Origin of the sequence: Synechococcus sp. LA31 (assembly GCF_018502385.1) — a bacterium.
Taxonomy (GTDB): domain Bacteria; phylum Cyanobacteriota; class Cyanobacteriia; order PCC-6307; family Cyanobiaceae; genus Vulcanococcus.
Genome location: NZ_CP075523.1, coordinates 2623564 through 2641471, shown reverse-complemented (window position 1 = coordinate 2641471; position 17908 = coordinate 2623564). Strand labels below are relative to the sequence as shown.

Genomic DNA, 17908 nt, shown 5'->3' with positions numbered 1-17908 from the left:
TCCCCGCCTTCGGCACATCTCGAGGATCCACCTATGCGCCTGTTCAAAATCACAGCCTGCATTCCTTCCCCGGAGAAGACCCGTTCTCAGCGCGAGCTGCAGAACACGTTTTTCACCAAGTGGGTGCCCTACGAAAGCTGGTTCGCTGAACAGCAGCGGATCATGAAGCAGGGCGGCAAGATCCTGAAGGTTGAGCTTGTCTCAGGCCGCCGTCAGGTGAACGTGGGCAACTGATCATCAGACCCATAGGAGGCTGATGCCTCACACGATTGGCCCGGCTCTGCCGGGCTTTTTCATTGGCAAGCTGACGGGGAATACGGGATAGTCGGTATCTCATTCCGGCGCAACCTTGGGCCAGTCAGCCTCTCCATCCGGCCTGCTGCCGGTGCCCTTTCGGCATTGGCCCGCCGAAGCGCGGCTGCTGCTGGGCATGGTGGGGCTCTGGTGTGCGCTGGGGCTCGTCGTGCTTGGCTCAGCCAGCTGGTGGGTAGCAGCCCGAGAGATGGGCGATCCCACCTACTACCTCAAACGCCAAGCAATCTGGATGGTGGCCAGTTGGGGGCTGCTTTACCTCGGCCTCCGCATCAACCTGCGGCGCTGGTTGCGCATGGCCGGGCCGGCCCTGCTTGTGGGCATGGTGCTGGTGGCTCTCACCCTGGTGATCGGGAGCACTGTGAACGGAGCCAGCCGCTGGTTGGTGATCGGTCCGGTGCAGATCCAGCCCACCGAGCTGATCAAACCCTTCCTGGTGTTGCAGGGGGCGGCGCTCTTCTCCCACTGGGGCCGCATCGCCGCCGATCAGAAACTGATCTGGATGGGTGTGTTTGCGCTGACCCTGGGGCTCATCCTCAAGCAGCCAAACCTCAGCACCGCCGCGCTCTGCGGGATCCTTCTCTGGCTGATGGCCCTGGCCTCGGGCCTGCCGCTCTGGGCCATGCTCGGCAGCGCGGGCCTGGGGCTCACGGTGGCGATCGGAAGCATCTCCATCAACACCTACCAGCGCATCCGCGTCACGTCGTTCCTCAACCCCTGGAAAGACGCCCAGGGCGATGGCTATCAATTGGTGCAGAGCCTGCTGGCGATCGGCTCGGGGGGCCTCTGGGGAGAGGGGTTTGGCCTCTCCACCCAAAAGCTGCAGTACCTGCCGATCCAGAGCACTGATTTCATCTTCGCCGTGTTCGCCGAAGAGTTCGGCTACGTGGGATCCGTGCTGCTGCTGCTGTTTCTGTTGCTGTTCGGCTTTGTGGGTCTGCGGGTGGCCCTGAGCTGCCGCAGCAATCAACAACGCCTGGTGGCCATCGGTTGCACCACCTTGCTGGTGGGTCAATCCATCCTCAACATCGCCGTCGCCAGCGGCGCCATGCCCACCACTGGGCTGCCGCTGCCGATGATCAGCTACGGCGGCAACTCTCTCCTCTCCAGCTTGCTCACCGCCGGCCTGCTGCTGCGCTGCGCCCTTGAGGGAGCTGGCCTGGAGCCGGGCCGGCCCCACCGGCGCGAAGAGCGGCTGCGCTCAGCCCCCGAGAGCCTCTCGATAGGCTGATGCCCCTGCCGAATCAAGAACCGCGATGGTGGCTCCGGCCCTAGCCGATTGGGCCCGCACCGGAGAGCAGCTGCTCAGCAGCTCCTTAGCCCATCCCGGAGCCTTCACGCTGGTGCTGGTGTTCGCTGGTGGGTTGCTCACGAGCCTCGGCCCCTGCTCGCTATCGCTGCTGCCCATCACTCTGGCCTACTTGGCCGGCTTCGATGATCAGCAGGAGCGACCCTGGCAGCGCAGCCTGAGCTTCTGCGGCGGCATCGTGAGCTCCCTGGTACTGCTGGGCCTCGCCAGCGGCGCCCTGGGACGGATCTACGGCCAAGTGCCCGGGTTGATTCCAACCCTGGTAGCAGTGCTCGCTGTCGTGATGGGGCTCAACCTGCTGGGTCTACTGCCCCTGCAACTGCCCAATGGCCCGGACCCGGAGCAATGGCGCCAGCGGGTGCCCAAAGCCTTGGCGCCACTGGCGGCTGGCCTGGCCTTCGGCTTAGCAGCTTCGCCTTGCACCACCCCGGTGCTGGCTGTGTTGCTGGCCTGGATTGCCCAGGCCGGCGATCCCCTGGCGGGGGTGGTGTTGCTCACCGCCTTTGCTGCCGGGCAGGTGATGCCGTTGCTCCTGGCCGGCACCGCCGCAGCCTGGGTGCCGCGCCTTCTGGCCCTGCGGGCGGTGGGCCAATGGGTTCCCCCCATCAGCGGCGTTGTGCTGCTGGCAGCAGGCACACTCACCCTTCTGGCCCGCTGGGGCTGAGCCATCCCCGCACCTGTTGATGAAACGCCTGATCGCCTGGATCTCCGACCTGCGGCTGGCCATTGGCCTGCTCATCCTGATCGCCATCGCCAGCGGCCTGGGCACGCTGGTGCCCCAGCAGGAGAGCGCAGAGCTCTATCACCGCGTCTATGACGCCCAGCCCTGGCTGGGTCTGCTCAACGGCAACGCCATCCTGCGCCTCCAGCTTGATCATGTGTATTCGAGCAGTTGGTTTCTGGGCCTACTGGCCTGGTTGGGGCTGTCGCTGATCCTTTGCAGCTGGCGACGCCAGTGGCCAGCGCTGCAGGCAGCCCTGCGCTGGATCGACTACAGCAGCCCGCGCCAGCTCAGCAAACTCAACCTGGCGGAAACCCTGAGCTGCAGCGATGCCAGCCAGGAGCTGCAGCGACTTGAGGATCTGCTCAGCCAGCGTGGCTGGCAGGTACAGCCCCATCCAGATCGTCTGGCTGCCCGGCGCGGGGCCAGCGGTCGCGTGGGACCGCTACTGGTGCATGCAGGTTTAGTGGTGTTGATGGTGGGCGCCGCCTGGGGCGCCCTGGCCGGCCAGCGGCTGGAGCGATTCCTTGCCCCCGGCAATGAACTCGAACTGGTCAACCGCCGCGGCGAAACCCAGCTCACCGTGGCTCTCGAGGGCTTCGGCATCGAACGCGATCCCGCCGGGCGACCTGAACAGTTCCGCTCACAGCTGCGCCTCCAGCCCGGCGACCCCAACGCAGCAGTCCCCCTGCCGGCAAGCACCGAGACCATCAGCGTGAACCATCCTCTGCGCTTCCAGGGGATGACCGTGTATCAGGCAGATTGGGCCCTGGCGGCCATCCAGGTGCAGTTGGGCCAGAGCCCGATCCTGGAGCTGCCGCTACAGAGCTTTCCGCAGCTGGGCGATCAGGTGTGGGGCATCGTGCTGCCCACCCGGCCCGACGGCAGCAACCCGGTGCTGCTCGCGCTCTCCAGCGAACAGGGCCCTGTCACGGCTTATTCCGCTGAGGCCGAGATTCTCGGCACCCTGGTTCCCGGCGGCGGACCGGCGGAGATCGCCGGCATCCCGCTGCGTATCGCCGGGGTTGTGCCGGCGAGCGGTCTGCTGCTCAAACGCGATCCCGGCGTGCCGTTGGTGTACGCCGGCTTTGCCATCGCCCTGGCAGGCGGTGCGCTGAGCCTGATTGCCACCCGCCAGCTGTGGGCCATCGCTGAACCCAAGCAGCACAAGCTGCACGTAGCCGGCCTATGCAACCGCAACCTGGCCGCTTTCTCGCGCGAACTGCCCGCTCTCCTGACCGAGCTTCAGCAGGGCTGACGGGTGCCGTGGGTGGCGCGGATCACCGTGTGCACGTTGCCGCGGGGGTTGAAATCAGCCTCGAGCTGCATCCACACCGGCTCGCAGGCGGCCACGAAGTGATCGAGGATTCGGTTGGTCACCTCCTCATGGGAGATGGATTGATCGCGGTAGCTGTTCACATAAAGCTTGATCGCCTTGAGCTCCATCACACGGGGGCCGGGCTGATACAGCAGGCGCAACGTGGCGAAATCTGGATACCCCGAAAACGGGCACTTGCAAGTGAATTCCGGCAGGGTGATGGCCACTTCATAGGCCCGGCCTGGGCGTGGATTCTCGAAGCAGATCAGCTCCGCTTCGTCGATAGCCCGCTCTCCGTAGAGGGGCGTGCGGGTCTGATCAGCGCTCATCGGTAGGGGGAACTGAGGCCTGGATGCTAAGCAGCGACCCACGGGCACCCGCAGCGGTAGCAAAAGCAACACCTCTGCCCCGAAAGCTGCGGCCTAATGGCGTTGCGAGGGGGCCCAACGGCCCGCTTGCACTCCCAGAATTCCTGAGAGACTGTCTCCGACCGCGCTTCCCCTGCCACTCCCGCAGCCATGAAAAAAGTTGAGGCCATCATTCGTCCGTTCAAACTCGAAGACGTGAAGCTGGCCCTGGTCAATGCTGGCATTGTCGGCATGACGGTGAGCGAGGTCCGGGGCTTCGGGCGTCAAAAGGGCCAGGTGGAGCGCTACCGCGGCTCCGAGTTCACCGTGGAGTTTCTGCAGAAGCTCAAGCTCGAGATCGTGGTGGACGATCCCCAGGTGGACACCGTGGTGAGCGCCATCCAGGAAGCCGCCCGTACCGGAGAAATCGGCGACGGCAAGATCTTCATCAGCCCCGTGGATTCGGTGATCCGCATCCGCACCGGCGACCGCGACAGCAGCGCGATCTGAGCGGGCTTCACGCCTACACAACCACCCTCAGACCTTGAGGGTGGCCTCCACGAGCCGCCGGATTGCATCCCCATCGGGAACCGATCCGGCGGCTTTGTGCTGATCAGCAGCTGGGTTCCCCTCGGCCACAACAGGCCACGCACCGCTGCGCAGCCACAGCAAATATTCGTGGTTCCCCGCCGGGCCGGTGATCGGCGAGGCGGTCACGCCGCAGGGGTGCCAGCCCTCCCCCGCCGCTGCGGCGATCACCCCCTCGATTGCATCCACATGGGCGGCGGGATCGCGCACCACGCCGCCTTTGCCCACACGCTCTTTGCCCACTTCAAACTGCGGCTTCACGAGCAGCAGGGCTTCGCGCCGATCGGGCTGCAGCAATCGGCCAATCGCTGGCAGCACTAAAGCCAGCCGGATGAACGACACATCCGCCACCGCCAGATCCGGCCAGGGATCGGCATCGCCGTAGAGGTCTTCTGGCTGCAGGTGGCGCAGGTTGGTGCGTTCCTTCAACACCAAACGCGGATCGGTGCGCAAGCTCCAGGCCGTCTGGCCGTAGCCAACATCCACGCCGTACACCCGCTGCGCGCCGTGCTGCAGCAGGCAATCGGTGAAGCCACCGGTGGAGATGCCGCCATCGAGGCACACCCGCCCTGCGAGCTCGAGCGGGAAGGTGGACAGGGCGCCCAGCAGCTTCTCACCGCCGCGCGACACGAAACGCGGCGGCTGCTCCACCACAAAGGGGAGATCCGCCGCCACCTCCATACCGGGCTTATCCAGCACGCGATCACCGCTGCGCACCTTGCCAGCCCGGATGAGCTGCTGCGCTTGCTGGCGACTCGTGGCCAGGCCAAGCTCCACCAGCTGCAAATCAAGACGTTGCTTGCGGCCCATCAACGGCGATGTGCTGATGTGCTGTCACAAAAGCACAGGGGAAACGGAACAAAAGCGGGGGCTGAACCCGGAATCAGGGGAACACTCCAGAGGATGGCGTTCAGCACAGGGGAGACCCCATGGCGAGCATGCAATCCAACGTTGTGGAACTGCTCCGGCCCGGCAGCTTCGTGAAGCTGCGCAACCAGCCCGAGGACCTCCCCCCTTTTCAACTGATCCAGTGCCGCGGCGGCCGCTGCTGGGTGCGCCAACAAGCCTGGGGCCAACTGGTGCAGTGGGAGGTGGAGCACCGCAAGCTCACGGCAGTGGCCTAAGGGCGGATTGAGCGCCGTTCCATACATTGGTCTCGATGTGAGCCCGCGGCGGCCTTGATCGAGCGTTACACCCTGCCCGAGATGGGCGCCATCTGGAGCGAGCAGGCGAAGTTCCAGAGCTGGCTCGATGTGGAGATCGCCGCCACCGAAGCCAACTGCGAACTGGGACGCGTGCCCGCCGAGGCCGTTGCCACGATCAAAGAGAAGGCTTCCTTCAGCGTTGAGCGCATCCTCGAAATCGAGGCTGAGGTGCGCCATGACGTGATCGCCTTCCTCACCAACGTGAACGAACACGTGGGGGATGCCGGCCGCTACATCCACGTGGGCATGACCAGCTCCGATGTGCTGGATACCGGCGTGGCCCTGCAGATGAAAGCCTCGGTGCAGCTGCTGCGCACCGAGCTCGACAAGCTGGCGGAGGCGCTGCGCGTTCTGGCCCGCGAGCACAAGGGCACCGTGATGATCGGCCGCTCCCACGCCATCCACGGTGAACCGATCACCTTCGGTTTCAAGGTGGCTGGCTGGCTGGCGGAGGTGGTGCGCAACCAGGAGCGCCTCGAGCGCCTGGAAACCGCCGTGAGCGTGGGCCAGATCTCAGGTGCCATGGGCACCTACGCCAACACCGATCCCCGGGTGGAGGACATCGCCTGCGCCAAGCTCGGCCTGGTGCCCGACACCGCCAGCACCCAGGTGATCTCCCGCGATCGCCACGCGGAATTCATCCAAACACTGGCCCTGGTGGGTGCGGCCCTGGAGCGCTTCTCCACCGAGATCCGCAACATGCAGCGCACCGATGTGCTGGAGGTGGAGGAGAACTTCGCCAAAGGCCAGAAGGGCAGCTCAGCCATGCCCCACAAGCGCAACCCGATCCGCAGCGAGCGCATCAGCGGCCTGGCCCGGGTGCTGCGCAGCTACGTGGTGGCGGCCCTAGAAAACTGCGCCCTCTGGCATGAGCGCGACATCAGCCATAGCTCCGTGGAGCGCATGATGCTGCCCGACTGCTCGGTGACCCTGCACTTCATGCTGCGGGAAATGACCTCGGTGGTGCAGGGACTGGGGGTCTACCCAGGCAACATGGCCCGCAACATGAATGTGTACGGCGGCGTGGTGTTCAGCCAGCGGGTGCTTCTGGCTCTGGTGGAGAGCGGCATCAACCGCGAAGACGCTTACCGCATCGTGCAGCGCAACGCCCACACCGCCTGGAACACCGAAGGCGGTGATTTCCGCGCCAACCTTGAGGCCGACGCAGACGTGACCTCACGCCTTACGGCCGAGCAACTGGCCGACTGCTTCTCAACCGATCTGCATCAGGCCAACCTGGGCGTGATCTGGGAGCGACTGGGTATCTAAGGCCGCAGGCTCATTTGTGATAAGGCCCGCCCTGCTGAATCGTGAGTGCCCGGTAGAGCTGCTCCAGCAGCAAGAGGCGGGCCAACTCGTGGGGAAAGGTCATCGGTGAAAGGCTGAGTGTCCAGCTGGCTCGGGCCTTGAGGGCTGGATCGAGGCCTTCAGCCCCACCGATCACCAACGCCAGGCGTTCGGAGCCCGAGCCCTCCAGTCGCTTGGCAAAGGCCGGGGAGTTGAAGGTCTGCCCCTCCTCCGCCAGCACCACCAGCTGCTCATCGGGACGCAGGGCCGCCAAGATCGCCTCGGTCTCCCGAACCTTGCCAGCGTCGCGAAGTTCTACAACCTGCAGACCAGGCAGCCGCTTCAGGTAGGTGGCGATCCCCTCCAACACCCAGCCCTTGCGCACCTTGCCCACAGCCAGGATGCGGATGCGGGAGGGATTGATCAAAACGTCCGCCGCTCTGCTGGCACGCTAACCACAGCCACACTGCAGCTCATGCTCCACCCTCTCGCTGCCCTTGACGTGCTGGCCGTGTTCTGGACGCCTTACGCCGACTGGATTTACACCGTTGGCAGCACGACAGGTCTGCTGCTGATCGTGTGGTTGGTGCTGAGGCCGCGTTAAGCCGCCGAGCGCTCTGTCGCCGGGTTGGGCCCGGAGCCGCCAGCGAGGAGATCGATCGGTTCGCATACCGGGAAACGATTAATCGCCTTGAGGGCAGCCCGGGCATGGCTGCGCAGCTGGTCGCTGATCGCTTCGCAGTAGGGGATCTGAGCCAACAAATCCACAGTGCGGCGCATGATTCGCACCACATCACCCTCATCCAGTGAGGTATTGGCGATCAGATCGTTCCAGCTCACGCCCTTGGCCCACGCGTGCACCAGACCCATCAGCTCCGGCTCGAACCACAACGGCATCACCACCGAGGCTTGCTCCTGCTGACGCTGCAGCTCACGGCGGATACCGCGTAGATCATGCAGAGCCTCCTCGGAGGCGGGCGACGGTGGAAAGCCGCTCCACAAATCCGGTCGGTTCACCTCCGTGGAGATTCCCTCCAGCACCGAAGCCAGATCAGCCGGCTCGAGCTCATCAAGGTGGCCGCTCATCAGCGCCAAACCAAGCCAAAGTTCGTTATCTCCCCGCAAAGCCGCCACAGTGCGACCGATCTCGGTGGGATCTAGGCCCTCCTCGCCGGCCAAACAACCGAAGTGGCGCAGGATGTCGATCAGAGCCAGGAACGTGTCCCAGTGGCGATTGGCGCGGAAGTGCAAGATCCGTTGCCGCTCCTCGATCTCCGCCTCAAGCTCCTCGATACGGAAGCGCTGCTTGCGCAGTTTCTTGCGATCGCCGGCACGGTGAGCCGGATGCAGCTCCAACGCCAGCTCGAGTTCTCGCACCAGATGAGCCTGGGCTTGCACTTCACCGGCCAGGTCGTACTGAGGGGTCGTCATGTCGTGACGGCGCGCCATGTGGGCCACCGCCAGAGCCAGTCCGCCGCTGGCCTGATCGCCATGGCGCAACTCACCGGATCGGTGCAGCTCGGGGGCTGCAATCTCCTTCACCTGCAGGCAGCTCAGCTCAGCATGCAGGCTCACCACAGCCGTGCAGGGGAGCAGCACCCACACGTTGTCATCGCTCAAACAGAGCAACAGCGGAAACTGGCCCGGTCCCTCCACCTTCTTCACAATCACCGCCGGTGTCACGCGACCGCGCAGCACCGGCGCCTTCAGGCTCACCAGGGCACCTTCGCTCGCAAAGCGCAGCGCCAGAGTGAGCTCATGGGCCAGGGTTTCCTCAGCCTGCTGCTGCAGGATTCGCTGCAAACGTCGCTCTTCACGCAAGCGGCCGCGCTGCTTCTCGTAGTCCTCGAAATCGTCCCAGGCCACCTCCACCGCCTCACCACTGAGATGGCTGAGCTGCTCGCGCAGCTCGGCGATGCGCGACTCATCCTCCACCAGATCAAGCGTGGCCAGGTAGCGACCGAAGCTGCGCTCCACCAACTCCTTGGCCTTGGCCAAGTCGTAGCGCTGCAGCAGGTTGAGCACCATGCCGTAGCTGGGGGTGAACTGGCTCACCAGTGGATCAGCCGGGCTCGTAGCAAGCTGGCCTGCCTCGCGCACACCCTCAAAGCGGCTCTGCACGGTGACGACGTAGCCCTGGTTATCGAGCCCGCGGCGACCGGCACGGCCGGCCATCTGCAGAAATTCACTGCCCATCAGCGGGCGATGCCCGCGCTCGGTGCGCTTGGAGAGGGCAGAGATCACCGTGCTGCGGGCCGGCATGTTGATCCCGGCAGCGAGGGTTTCAGTGGCAAACACCACCTTGACCAGCCCCTGCTGGAATAACTCTTCGATCAATTCCTTCCAGGCAGGCAGCACCCCGGCATGGTGGGCCGCGATGCCGCGCAGGAGAGCATCGTCGTGGCCGCCATCGCGCACGGCCTCAGGGGTGGCGGCGATGAAGGTCTCGAGCCGTGCCCGGATGCGGACCTGTTCCTCAGCTGACACCAGGCACACCTTGCCCAGATCGCGCACCGCCTTATCGCAGCTGCGGCGGCTAAAGATGAAATAGATAGCGGGCAGCATCTCTCGCTCCGCCATCTGGGCCACCACGAAGCTCAGGGGCGGTGCCTCCGGCTGGGGAGGTTTGGGCGTTTTCGGGCCCTTGCGCTTGGCGCCCTTGGGGGCCCGCCACACCTTGCAGTTGGGGTGCAGGTCCGTGCCCTCGTCGTTAAGCAGCGGATGCAGACCCTTGGCGCTGCAGAAGCTGAACTGCAACGGCACCGGCCGGTAATCGCTGAGCACCAACCGGGTAGGGCCATGCACCCGCTCGATCCAATCAGTGAGCTGCCCGGCGTTGGCCACCGTGGCCGAGAGGGCCACCAGCTGCACCACCGGCGGGCAGTGAATGATCGACTCTTCCCAGACGGTGCCGCGCTGGGAGTCGTTCATGTAGTGGCACTCATCGAGCACCACCGCTTCCACACCCTCTAGGGGGTCGTCGCCCTGATCGGCCTCCGCGTAAAGCATGTTGCGGAAGATCTCGGTGGTCATCACCACCACGGAAGCCTCACGATTCACCGTGAGATCACCCGTCATCAACCCCACCCGCTCAGCGCCGAACTGCTCGCGGAAATCGCGGAGCTTCTGGTTGGAGAGCGCCTTGAGCGGAGTTGTGTAGAAAACTTTGCGCCCGTGGGCCAGCGCGCGGTGAATGGCGTACTCACCCACCAAGGTTTTTCCCGAACCGGTGGGGGCACTCACCACCACCGAATGCCCCTGATTGAGGGCATCAATGGCATCGAGCTGAAACCCGTCGAGCGGGAAGGGAAACAGCTGCCCAAGCGGCGGCACGGCGGCCGAAGCGCCATCGGAGCTGGACGCGGCGGCGGAGGCCGGGGAGCTGCTGGGCATTAGCAGATCCTATGGGCAGCAGTCCGGCGGGCAGACTGAGATAGTCACTTCAACGCAGCAGCGGGCTTGGTTCAGGCGGATGCCCCCGGCTCAGAGGCTCCCTGGAGCGCTCCCTTGGCCCAGGCGCTCGAGCAGCTGCCTGCGGAGCGGCGGCGCCAGCTGCGCAGTTGGCAGCCAGCACCCGAAGCGGGCCTGCGCAACTGCGATCACGGCGAACAACCTCTCCTTGACCTAGCCAGCAACGACTATCTAGGCCTCGCCTGCCACCCGGCCTTGATCGAAGCCGCCAGCCGCTGCATGGCCAGCGAAGGGGTGGGAGCCGGCGCCTCGCGCCTGGTGAGCGGCAACCGACCGGTGCATGAGCAACTCGAAGCGGCCCTAGCCCAGTGGCTGGGCCGTGCTCGGGTGCTCCTCTTCCCCAGCGGTTTCCAAGCCAACCTGGCCGCGGTGCAGGCCCTGGCGGATCGCCGCACCCTGGTGCTGGCCGACCGACTGATCCACCACTCCCTGCTGGTGGGGGTGCAAGCCAGCGGCGCCCGGCTGCAGCGCTTCGCCCACAACAACCTCACCGATCTGCAACGGCGACTCGAGCACGCCCGCCGTGATGCACCCCAGCGCCGGCTACTGGTGATCAGTGAAAGCCTCTTCTCGATGGAGGGCACCTCACCGGATCTGGTTGCCCTCAGCGCCCTCTGCCAGCGCCACAACGCCGCCCTGCTTCTGGATGAAGCCCACGCCCTTGGGGTGCTGGGCCCCGGCGGCCGCGGCCTGGGCCATGGCGTGGAGGGGGTCAGCCTGATCAGCGGCACCTTCGGCAAGGCCTTCGGCAGCGGCGGCGCTTTTCTGGCCGGCGATGCGCTGGTGGGCGAATGGCTGCTGCAGCACTCAGGCCCCTTCCGCTACACCACGGCCCTGGCCCCGCCCCTGGCTGCCGCGGCGCTGGCAGCCCTGGAGCAGATCCAGCAGCATCCCAGCCGTGGAGCCGCTCTGTTGGAGCGAGCCGAGCGCTGGCGCCATCGGCTGGAGGCTGCCGGCTGGTCGCGGCCACCGGGGCGGGGGCCGATCCTGCCGCTGCTGGTGGGGAGCGACCTCCGCGCCCTGGCCCTGCAGCAGCAGCTGGAGCAAGCCGGGCTGCTGAGCGTGGCGATCCGCCCTCCCACCGTGCCGGAAGGTCAGGCCAGGCTGAGGCTGGTGCTGCGCCACGATCTTCCAAACGGCAGCCTCGAACAGCTGGTCAGCGCCCTGGGACTGCCATGAGCCCTAACCCAATGGTTCAAACCCATCTGATCGGGCTGCACGGCTGGGCTGGCGACAGCCGCTCCTGGCAACCCTGGGCTGCTCTGGCAGAAGGTCGGGGGTGGCAATTCAGCCGTGCGGAGCGGGGCTACGGGAGCCTGGAGCCGCAGCAACCGTCGTGGGATCCCCAGGCAACGCGGCGCGTGGTGATCGGACACTCCATGGGCCCTCACCTGCTGCCCGCCGTCCTCTGGGAGCAGGCCACCGATGCGGTGCTGCTGGCCAGCTTTGCGGCCTTCGTGCCTCCCGGCCGCGAGGGCCGCGCCACCCAAGCCGCCCTGCGGGCCATGGACGCTCGCCTCGAGGCAGGCGAGGCCACAGCGCTGCTACGGGAGTTTTTTCGCGAGGCGGCAGCACCGCAACCGCCGGGGGCCTTGCCCCCAGGACCGCTGGAGCAGGGCATCGGCAGCGAGGGGCTGCTCCGACTGCGCCAAGACCTAGACAAGCTCAGCCACACCACAGGGCTCCCGCACGGCTTCCCAAGCGGCGCACGAGCATTGATTGTGGAGGCCGAGGAGGATCGGATCGTGCAGCCCAGCAGCCGCGCTGCCCTGCGCGAGGCGCTCCCCGCTGCAGAGGTGTGGGTGCTGCCTGGCGCGGGCCACTGCCTGCTGGATCCCGAGCTGCCGGCACGCGTGATCGGCTGGATCAACCATGAATCCTGCTGAGCAATCCTTCAGCACCCACGTGGAGCACTGCTTCAGCCGCAGCGCCCCGGCCTACGAACGTGGAGCCACCCTGCAAGCCGCCGTTGCCGCAAGGCTGGCGCGGCTCACCCCACCGCTCCCAGACGGCACCCGCGTCGATCTCGGCGCAGGGAATGGTCTGCTGGCCCGCGCCATCGAGGCCCAAGCCCCCGGCCAGGCATTGCTCAGGCTCGACGCGTGCCTGCCGCTGCTCGAGCAGGACCCCCTGGCGGATCCGGTCCTGCGGCGCCAATGGGATCTCAATCGCGGCCTGCCAGAGGATCTGCAGAACTCTGCCTTGCTCGCCTCCAGCTTTGCGCTGCAGTGGCTGGAACAACCAGTTGTCCAGCTACGCCACTGGTGCGATGCCTTGCGAAGGGGTGGAGCCTTGCTCCTGGCGGTGCCCTGCCAGGGCAGTTTTGGCCTCTGGCATCAAGCAGCCGAGCAGGCCGATGTGCCCTGCACCGCCCTGGCACTACCAGAGGCCACACAGCTGATCGAGGCCACCCAGCCATCCCTGCAGCTGCATCAAGGCCGGGTGCTGCGCTTCAGCCGCCCAAACCCCGGCGCTGTGGCCTTTCTGCAACAGATCAAGGCCATTGGCGCCCAGGCCAGCCGCGCCCAGCGCCTGACGCCTGGTGAGCTGCGGCGACTGATCCGCCACTGGCCGGGGCCAGAGCAGTCCATCGTGTGGCACGTGCTCGTGCTGATGGGGCAAAAGCGATGACCAACCGTCTGGTGGTATGCGGCACCGACACCGATGTGGGCAAAACCGTGGTGAGCGCCCTACTGGTGCAGGGACTGGGGGCCCACTACTGGAAACCGGTGCAATGCGGCCTCGATGACGGCGAAGGCGATCGCGACCGGGTGCAGCGCTGGCTGGGAGTGCCGCCTGAGCGGATCCTTCCAGAGGCCTATCGACTGCAGGCCCCCGTCTCACCCCACTGGGCCACCAGCCTGGAAGGCCAGGCGCCGATCGATCCGGCGCGCCTGGAGCTGCCAGCCCACCCGGGCCCGTTGGTGGTGGAAACCGCCGGTGGGCTACTCGTGCCCTTGCGGCTGGATCTGCTCCAAATCGAGCAGTTGCAGCGCTGGCAACTGCCGGTGCTGCTGGTAGCCCGCAGCGGCCTAGGCACCCTCAATCACACGTTGCTTTCACTAGAGGCACTGCGGCTGCGGCAGATTCCGGTGCTTGGGGTGCTGCTCAACGGTCCACCCCACGCCAACAACCAGCAAACGCTGGAGGCTCTCGCAGGGGTGCCGATCTTGGGCTGCCTACAGCCCCTGGAGGCCATCAACAGTGCCAACCTGGCCCAGCAATGGCAGGAGCTTGAGCTCTCCCATAAGCTCCAGGCGTGAACAGGATGCGTGCATGAAAGGTTCAACCGTTGCGATCAGTGCCGCCGTGGCAGCCCTCTGCGCCGGCATCCTGGTGTTGTTCACCGACATTGAAGTGTCGATGGTGCGCTGGTTCAGTTGCGGCCCCTTCTCCACCCCGAGCGAAGAGCAGAGCGAAGTGTGCAAGCGCAAGCTCTGAGCAGGCGTTGGCCGTTGATCACGACCGCCCCGCCGGGACCGGCCACGTCATCGCGTTTGAGAAAGCGGTTGGGACCCGGGTGATGGCGCGATGCCCGCTTGTGGCCGCCCTGCATCAGGGACCGGCCAGAATGGCAGCCTCCACATCGGCACGGCTCAAGCCATAGGGGAAGTGGCGCTCCACAGGCCCGGCTGCTGCTGCCCATCGCACGCTCAACTCCTCCACCTCCAGCTCGAGTTCAGCGGTCCAACTGCCCAGCTGCAGGCTCCAGAGACAGGAATGGGGGCCTTGCTGCAGGGCACCAAGATCTCGCAGCCACTGCTCAAGCGCCGGCAGCGGATGGTTGTACAGCGGCGCCTGGGGGGGCGGCAGAGACGACATCCGCAGCTGTGGACGGCAGGGTGCCTGCAGTCTGCTCGTTGCCGGGCCACCAGCTGGGCTCCCGCAACAACTCGGTGCCGCGGGCCCAGGCCAAGCCAACACCCAACACCAAGCTGAACACCACAGCCAAGCCCAGCAGCAGCAGGGCAAACCATTCCCCGCCGGAGAGGGCGCGCCGCACTGGCGCAGGCTTGACAGGGGCCACGCGCCAGTGCGGCGGAGCAGGAGGTGCTTGGGCTTGGCTCAGGCTCGTGTCGTAGACACGGCGACGCTCTGGATCGCTGAGGGTGAGGTACGCGAGTTGCAGCTGGCGGAACCCTTCAGCGGCCTGGGCAGAAGGCAGCGTGGTTGTATCGGGGTGGTAGCGCTTGCTGAGCCGGCGGAATGCCTGACGCAAGTCTTGCGGCGACGCATTCGACGCAATCTCCAGCAGCTCGTAGTGATTAAGAGCTGCCACCCGCGGCGCATCGTGTGTGAGGGATCCTAGAGATCACGAGACAACGCCGCCTGAGGGGATGCCCGCCGCCACACCCGACACCGCGCTCTGGCAAGAGCTGGGCTGGCAGCCGAACGCCGATCAGCTGGCGCAGCTGCAGCACTTGCAGGAAGAACTGCGCAGCTGGAACAGTCGCGTGAACCTCACGCGACTGGTGGAAGGCGACGACTTTTGGATTGCCCAAGTGTTCGACAGCCTCTGGCCCCTCCGCCAACGGCTGCAAACGCAGCCCGACTCCCCACTGCGCTGCATTGATGTCGGCACCGGCGGCGGATTCCCTGGGCTGGCGGTGGCCATCGCGCTGCCGCAAGCCCAGCTCACACTGGTGGATTCAGTCGGTCGCAAAACCCAGGCGGTTCAAGCGATGGCAGCAGCGCTGGGATTGGCCAAGCGAGTGCAGCTGCGCTGCGAGCGGGTAGAACTCACCGGACGCCACGGCCATTGCCGCGGCCAATTCGATCTCGCGATGGCCCGGGCCGTGGCATCCGCACCGGTGGTCGCGGAATACCTAGTCCCCCTGATCCAGCCAGGCGGTCATGCGCTGCTCTATCGCGGTCAGTGGGGGGCGCAGGATCAGCGGGAGCTCGAGCAGGCACTGCAATTGCTCAATGCTGAGATCCACAGCTGCGAGCAGCGGGAGCTCCCTGCCGGGCGTGGCCAGCGCACGGCTCTTGTGGTGCGGGCCATGGGTCCATGCCCCAAGAACTACCCGCGGGCGGTGGGGCTACCAGGCAAATTCCCCCTGGGCCAGAGCGGCAGCTGAGCCGAGGACGCCTCAGCTGCTCATCAACCGCTGACTGGCGCTGCCGCCCACCCGCTCACGCAGCCCGCGCAGCAAGCCGGGGATCTGCTCGGCCCAGGGACTCGCGGCCAGGACCCGGCGCAAATCTGCCTCGCTTACAGACTGATCGAGAGCATCAGCATTGGAACCTGGAAACCAATGGCTGCCTGCCCCCAGAAGGCCATAGCGGGCGCGGGCATAGCCCTCGAGGCCCCAGGCCTCCACCAAGTTGTGCAGCCACAGCAGGGTGGGGAGGTTGATCCCCCCTGGAGTGTGCTGCCAGGCCGGCAGACCGTCCTGCCAACTACTCAGCCACGCCTCCCCGAGAGCATCGCGGCGCGCCTGCTCAAGCCTGGCCACGATCGGCGGCAGCAACGCGGCCGCTCGAGGCAACAGCCGCACCGCTTCGAGGTGCAGATCCAAATCTTCCGGCCGGGCGGCACCCACGCTGATGGTGTGGATGCCCGGAGCGCTCAGGCAAAAGAGATCGTTGAAGACGATGGGATGTAGGGGGGCACACAGCTCCAGCAAGCGCGGAGCGGGCGTATGCAGGTGGCCTCCCTTATCGGTGGGGCTAATCACAAACACACCCATATCGCGGGCGATCGCCGCCTCTATCGCGGGGCGGTTGTCTTGCCGGATGAAATACCAGTGCAAGTTGATGTAATCAAAGGCGTCGCTTTCGATCGCCTGCAGGATTAACGCCAGGGGGCCATGGGTGGAGAAGCCCACCGCCCCAATCCGGCCCTCCGCCTGCCAGCGATGCACCACGTCCATGCATCCCCCTGGGCCCAAGGTCTGCTCCAGGTGCTCCGGCAGGTTGAGGCCATGGATCGCCAGCAGATCCACACGATCCACCCCCAGCCGCTCGAAGCTCAGTCGCAACTCCGCTTCAAAGGCGGCCCCATCCGCCTGAGGTGGCACCTTGGTCTGCAGAATGCGCGCCGGATCAGGCACCTGAGGCAACAGCCAACCCAGTTGACGCTCTGAGCTGCCGTAGTGGCGTGCCGTTTCCACATGGTGGAAACCTGCCGTCACGGCCCGCTCGAGCGTGACGCGCAGATTGATTTGACTTTCGGCAGTGATGCGATCAGCAGGCAGGTCGCTCCAGCTCTGCTGGAAGCGCATGCCGCCCAGCGACAACACAGGCATCGGCAGCTCGGTGCGGCCGAAACGACGAAGCGGCAGCATCATTAGGCAGTGGCGCGGGGCAGCGTTCGCCTAGGGCGCGATGGCGTGGGTAAGCCGAGGGGCTGCAGCTCCTGATGGCGGGTTTGCTCCTCAAGGGCGGGTAGCTCTTCGTAGCTAACCCAATGGATGCAATCCACCGGACAGGTGTCGATCGCTTCCTGGATGCGCTCGGTGCTGTCACCGTCCTGACGCAGGGCACGGGATCGGCCCCAGTCTTCTTCCACTAGGAAGGTGTTAGCGGCGACGTGGGTGCAATAGCGACAGCCGATGCACACGGCTTCATCGACCCAGACCGCTTTCTGGCGCAGAACGCCTCCGAGCACAGGCTCTTTGCCCGTTGCCGTAGGAGCGGGAGCCGCCGCAGCGGCAAAGGCAACACCAGGATCGACGCTCACTCCCAGCGGGTCACCACCAATTCGATCGAACCATCGGCAGATTGGTTCTGTTCGCTCACCTGGAAGCCTTCATCGCTGGAGGCAGCAAGAATGCTGCGTAAGGCGTAGCGCTGAGTGAGCTTGGCGAGGAAACGCTCCACCGGAATGGGCTGGCGCCACAGGTCGAGATCAGTCACCAGCTCGTAGCTTCCGCTGGATTCATTCCAGCGGAAGCCGATGTCTCCGCCCTGCTCTGCCAGCACTGCCAAGTCGGCCTGAACAGTTTGGCCGCGGTAACCCCGCACAGGACGCTCACCCTCCGTGGGGTCGTGACCGAGATCGCGCAGCGCGTCGATCAGGGCGGCGCGATCGCGCAATTCCGTTTTAACGGTGCTGAAGTGCGACATCAGGTGAGCGGGGTGGAAAGGGTCTGCTCGGGTGTCAGCGCTGCGCCGGAAGCCTGAAAAGCCTCGGCAGTGGCCTGGCGCTGCTGCACGCTGCCAAGTCTGGCTTCAATGCGCTCGGTGAGCTGCTCGCATCCGCTGCCCGTCACGCCTTCCACCAGCTCTTCGACGCGGCCGTCCGGCCGGATCCGAAAGCGGATGGTGTGCTGGGCCATGCCGGGCAAACGGGCGTGGGTGTGCGGATGCTAGCCGCGTTGCACTGGTGCTGGCGGCGCGGTGAAG

General features: G+C 65.8%; 24 protein-coding genes. 14 read left to right on the top strand and 10 right to left on the bottom strand.

What is annotated here, in order from left to right; all coding sequences use genetic code 11:
* The first annotated feature begins 33 nt into the window (after positions 1-33).
* From KJJ24_RS14270 to KJJ24_RS14255, 4 genes are all read left to right on the top strand, one after another.
* The gene (locus tag KJJ24_RS14270; protein WP_214339705.1) at positions 34-234 is read left to right on the top strand and encodes a phycobilisome linker polypeptide; all 201 of its coding nucleotides are present in this window, start codon (positions 34-36) and stop codon (positions 232-234) included.
* A gap of 115 nt (positions 235-349) precedes the next feature.
* The gene (locus KJJ24_RS14265) at positions 350-1543 is read left to right on the top strand and encodes an FtsW/RodA/SpoVE family cell cycle protein (protein ID WP_214339704.1); all 1194 of its coding nucleotides are present in this window, start codon (positions 350-352) and stop codon (positions 1541-1543) included.
* Between the two features lie 25 nt (positions 1544-1568).
* The gene (locus KJJ24_RS14260) at positions 1569-2285 is read left to right on the top strand and encodes a cytochrome c biogenesis CcdA family protein (protein ID WP_214339702.1); all 717 of its coding nucleotides are present in this window, start codon (positions 1569-1571) and stop codon (positions 2283-2285) included.
* 19 nt (positions 2286-2304) lie between these two features.
* Positions 2305-3600 (top strand): cytochrome c biogenesis protein ResB, encoded by a 1296-nt coding sequence (locus tag KJJ24_RS14255; RefSeq protein ID WP_214339700.1) that lies wholly within the window; start codon positions 2305-2307, stop codon positions 3598-3600.
* Here the strand turns inward: KJJ24_RS14255 and queF are convergent.
* Entirely contained in the window at positions 3588-3989 is a 402-nt protein-coding gene (queF, locus tag KJJ24_RS14250; protein ID WP_214339698.1) for a preQ(1) synthase, read from the bottom strand. The genes KJJ24_RS14255 and queF overlap by 13 nt on opposite strands.
* Before the next feature lie 189 nt (positions 3990-4178).
* Between queF and KJJ24_RS14245 the strand changes: the two genes are divergently transcribed.
* Positions 4179-4517 (top strand): P-II family nitrogen regulator, encoded by a 339-nt coding sequence (locus tag KJJ24_RS14245; RefSeq protein ID WP_214339697.1) that lies wholly within the window; start codon positions 4179-4181, stop codon positions 4515-4517.
* 27 nt (positions 4518-4544) lie between these two features.
* Here the strand turns inward: KJJ24_RS14245 and KJJ24_RS14240 are convergent, their stop codons facing one another.
* Entirely contained in the window at positions 4545-5405 is an 861-nt protein-coding gene (locus KJJ24_RS14240) for a TlyA family RNA methyltransferase (protein WP_214339695.1), read from the bottom strand.
* A gap of 119 nt (positions 5406-5524) precedes the next feature.
* Here KJJ24_RS14240 and KJJ24_RS14235 point away from each other — a divergent pair, with 119 nt between their 5' ends.
* A complete protein-coding gene (locus KJJ24_RS14235; protein ID WP_214339693.1) occupies positions 5525-5719 on the top strand; it encodes a hypothetical protein in 195 nt (64 codons plus the stop codon).
* A 54-nt stretch (positions 5720-5773) separates the two neighbouring features.
* Complete coding sequence (purB, locus tag KJJ24_RS14230) at positions 5774-7069, top strand: adenylosuccinate lyase (protein WP_214339691.1); 1296 nt, start codon at positions 5774-5776, stop codon at positions 7067-7069.
* 10 nt (positions 7070-7079) lie between these two features.
* Here the strand turns inward: purB and KJJ24_RS14225 are convergent, their stop codons facing one another.
* Positions 7080-7511 carry a 23S rRNA (pseudouridine(1915)-N(3))-methyltransferase RlmH gene (locus KJJ24_RS14225; protein ID WP_214343754.1) on the bottom strand — a complete coding sequence of 144 codons (432 nt, stop codon included), beginning with the start codon at positions 7509-7511 and terminating at the stop codon, positions 7080-7082.
* Between the two features lie 51 nt (positions 7512-7562).
* Here KJJ24_RS14225 and KJJ24_RS15060 point away from each other — a divergent pair, with 51 nt between their 5' ends.
* Complete coding sequence (locus tag KJJ24_RS15060) at positions 7563-7691, top strand: hypothetical protein (RefSeq protein WP_256437234.1); 129 nt, start codon at positions 7563-7565, stop codon at positions 7689-7691.
* On the opposite strand, the gene KJJ24_RS14220 is transcribed toward KJJ24_RS15060, so the two are convergent.
* Positions 7688-10480: an RNA helicase gene (locus tag KJJ24_RS14220; RefSeq protein ID WP_214339690.1), complete on the bottom strand. Its 2793-nt coding sequence runs from the start codon at positions 10478-10480 to the stop codon at positions 7688-7690. The two genes, KJJ24_RS15060 and KJJ24_RS14220, sit on opposite strands and share 4 nt — an antisense overlap.
* A gap of 66 nt (positions 10481-10546) precedes the next feature.
* On the opposite strand from KJJ24_RS14220, the gene KJJ24_RS14215 reads away from it, so the two are divergent.
* Genes KJJ24_RS14215 through KJJ24_RS14195 form a run of 5 tightly spaced genes read left to right on the top strand, consistent with a single transcriptional unit; the run spans position 10547 to position 13999 of the window.
* Complete coding sequence (locus KJJ24_RS14215) at positions 10547-11737, top strand: aminotransferase class I/II-fold pyridoxal phosphate-dependent enzyme (protein ID WP_250544803.1); 1191 nt, start codon at positions 10547-10549, stop codon at positions 11735-11737.
* On the top strand, positions 11734-12444 hold the full coding sequence (locus KJJ24_RS14210) for an alpha/beta fold hydrolase (protein ID WP_214339689.1): 711 nt from the start codon (positions 11734-11736) through the stop codon (positions 12442-12444). The genes KJJ24_RS14215 and KJJ24_RS14210 overlap by 4 nt, the downstream gene beginning before the upstream one ends.
* Positions 12431-13189, top strand: a complete 759-nt coding sequence (locus KJJ24_RS14205) for an SAM-dependent methyltransferase (protein WP_214339688.1) — start codon at positions 12431-12433, stop codon at positions 13187-13189. The genes KJJ24_RS14210 and KJJ24_RS14205 overlap by 14 nt, the downstream gene beginning before the upstream one ends.
* On the top strand, positions 13186-13821 hold the full coding sequence (gene bioD, locus KJJ24_RS14200) for a dethiobiotin synthase (RefSeq protein WP_214339687.1): 636 nt from the start codon (positions 13186-13188) through the stop codon (positions 13819-13821). The genes KJJ24_RS14205 and bioD overlap by 4 nt, the downstream gene beginning before the upstream one ends.
* Positions 13822-13834: 13 nt before the next feature.
* A complete protein-coding gene (locus KJJ24_RS14195; protein ID WP_214339686.1) occupies positions 13835-13999 on the top strand; it encodes a hypothetical protein in 165 nt (54 codons plus the stop codon).
* Between the two features lie 114 nt (positions 14000-14113).
* On the opposite strand, the gene KJJ24_RS14190 is transcribed toward KJJ24_RS14195, so the two are convergent.
* Both KJJ24_RS14190 and KJJ24_RS14185 read right to left on the bottom strand, forming a co-directional pair.
* Positions 14114-14380: a DUF3143 domain-containing protein gene (locus KJJ24_RS14190; protein ID WP_214339685.1), complete on the bottom strand. Its 267-nt coding sequence runs from the start codon at positions 14378-14380 to the stop codon at positions 14114-14116.
* Complete coding sequence (locus KJJ24_RS14185) at positions 14322-14837, bottom strand: J domain-containing protein (RefSeq protein WP_214339683.1); 516 nt, start codon at positions 14835-14837, stop codon at positions 14322-14324. Before KJJ24_RS14185 ends, KJJ24_RS14190 begins: the two co-directional genes overlap by 59 nt.
* A gap of 58 nt (positions 14838-14895) precedes the next feature.
* On the opposite strand from KJJ24_RS14185, the gene rsmG reads away from it, so the two are divergent.
* The gene (gene rsmG / locus KJJ24_RS14180) at positions 14896-15639 is read left to right on the top strand and encodes a 16S rRNA (guanine(527)-N(7))-methyltransferase RsmG (RefSeq protein ID WP_214339681.1); all 744 of its coding nucleotides are present in this window, start codon (positions 14896-14898) and stop codon (positions 15637-15639) included.
* A 12-nt stretch (positions 15640-15651) separates the two neighbouring features.
* Here rsmG and KJJ24_RS14175 read toward each other — a convergent pair whose 3' ends face one another.
* From KJJ24_RS14175 to KJJ24_RS14160, 4 genes are read right to left on the bottom strand one after another with little or no spacing between them, the layout of a single operon-like run.
* Positions 15652-16848, bottom strand: a complete 1197-nt coding sequence (locus KJJ24_RS14175; RefSeq protein ID WP_214339680.1) for an aldo/keto reductase — start codon at positions 16846-16848, stop codon at positions 15652-15654.
* 2 nt (positions 16849-16850) lie between these two features.
* Complete coding sequence (locus KJJ24_RS14170; protein ID WP_214339679.1) at positions 16851-17243, bottom strand: ferredoxin; 393 nt, start codon at positions 17241-17243, stop codon at positions 16851-16853.
* The gene (locus tag KJJ24_RS14165; protein ID WP_214339678.1) at positions 17240-17629 is read right to left on the bottom strand and encodes a DUF1257 domain-containing protein; all 390 of its coding nucleotides are present in this window, start codon (positions 17627-17629) and stop codon (positions 17240-17242) included. Before KJJ24_RS14165 ends, KJJ24_RS14170 begins: the two co-directional genes overlap by 4 nt.
* Complete coding sequence (locus tag KJJ24_RS14160) at positions 17629-17841, bottom strand: DUF2997 domain-containing protein (protein ID WP_214339677.1); 213 nt, start codon at positions 17839-17841, stop codon at positions 17629-17631. Before KJJ24_RS14160 ends, KJJ24_RS14165 begins: the two co-directional genes overlap by 1 nt.
* Positions 17842-17908 lie beyond the last annotated feature (67 nt).

Bases quoted from the DNA above. Each gene is read 5' to 3' on its own strand.
- KJJ24_RS14270 (WP_214339705.1), top strand. From the start codon at position 34: ATGCGCCTGTTCAAAATCACAGCCTGCATTCCTTCCCCGGAGAAGACC.
- KJJ24_RS14260 (WP_214339702.1), top strand. From the start codon at position 1,569: ATGGTGGCTCCGGCCCTAGCCGATTGGGCCCGCACCGGAGAGCAGCTG.
- KJJ24_RS14255 (WP_214339700.1), top strand. From the start codon at position 2,305: ATGAAACGCCTGATCGCCTGGATCTCCGACCTGCGGCTGGCCATTGGC.
- queF (WP_214339698.1), bottom strand. From the start codon at position 3,989: ATGAGCGCTGATCAGACCCGCACGCCCCTCTACGGAGAGCGGGCTATC.
- KJJ24_RS14245 (WP_214339697.1), top strand. From the start codon at position 4,179: ATGAAAAAAGTTGAGGCCATCATTCGTCCGTTCAAACTCGAAGACGTG.
- KJJ24_RS14240 (WP_214339695.1), bottom strand. From the start codon at position 5,405: ATGGGCCGCAAGCAACGTCTTGATTTGCAGCTGGTGGAGCTTGGCCTG.
- KJJ24_RS14235 (WP_214339693.1), top strand. From the start codon at position 5,525: ATGGCGAGCATGCAATCCAACGTTGTGGAACTGCTCCGGCCCGGCAGC.
- KJJ24_RS15060 (WP_256437234.1), top strand. From the start codon at position 7,563: ATGCTCCACCCTCTCGCTGCCCTTGACGTGCTGGCCGTGTTCTGGACG.
- KJJ24_RS14220 (WP_214339690.1), bottom strand. From the start codon at position 10,480: ATGCCCAGCAGCTCCCCGGCCTCCGCCGCCGCGTCCAGCTCCGATGGC.
- KJJ24_RS14210 (WP_214339689.1), top strand. From the start codon at position 11,734: ATGAGCCCTAACCCAATGGTTCAAACCCATCTGATCGGGCTGCACGGC.
- KJJ24_RS14205 (WP_214339688.1), top strand. From the start codon at position 12,431: ATGAATCCTGCTGAGCAATCCTTCAGCACCCACGTGGAGCACTGCTTC.
- bioD (WP_214339687.1), top strand. From the start codon at position 13,186: ATGACCAACCGTCTGGTGGTATGCGGCACCGACACCGATGTGGGCAAA.
- KJJ24_RS14195 (WP_214339686.1), top strand. From the start codon at position 13,835: ATGAAAGGTTCAACCGTTGCGATCAGTGCCGCCGTGGCAGCCCTCTGC.
- KJJ24_RS14190 (WP_214339685.1), bottom strand. From the start codon at position 14,380: ATGTCGTCTCTGCCGCCCCCCCAGGCGCCGCTGTACAACCATCCGCTG.
- rsmG (WP_214339681.1), top strand. From the start codon at position 14,896: ATGCCCGCCGCCACACCCGACACCGCGCTCTGGCAAGAGCTGGGCTGG.
- KJJ24_RS14175 (WP_214339680.1), bottom strand. From the start codon at position 16,848: ATGCTGCCGCTTCGTCGTTTCGGCCGCACCGAGCTGCCGATGCCTGTG.
- KJJ24_RS14165 (WP_214339678.1), bottom strand. From the start codon at position 17,629: ATGTCGCACTTCAGCACCGTTAAAACGGAATTGCGCGATCGCGCCGCC.
- KJJ24_RS14160 (WP_214339677.1), bottom strand. From the start codon at position 17,841: ATGGCCCAGCACACCATCCGCTTTCGGATCCGGCCGGACGGCCGCGTC.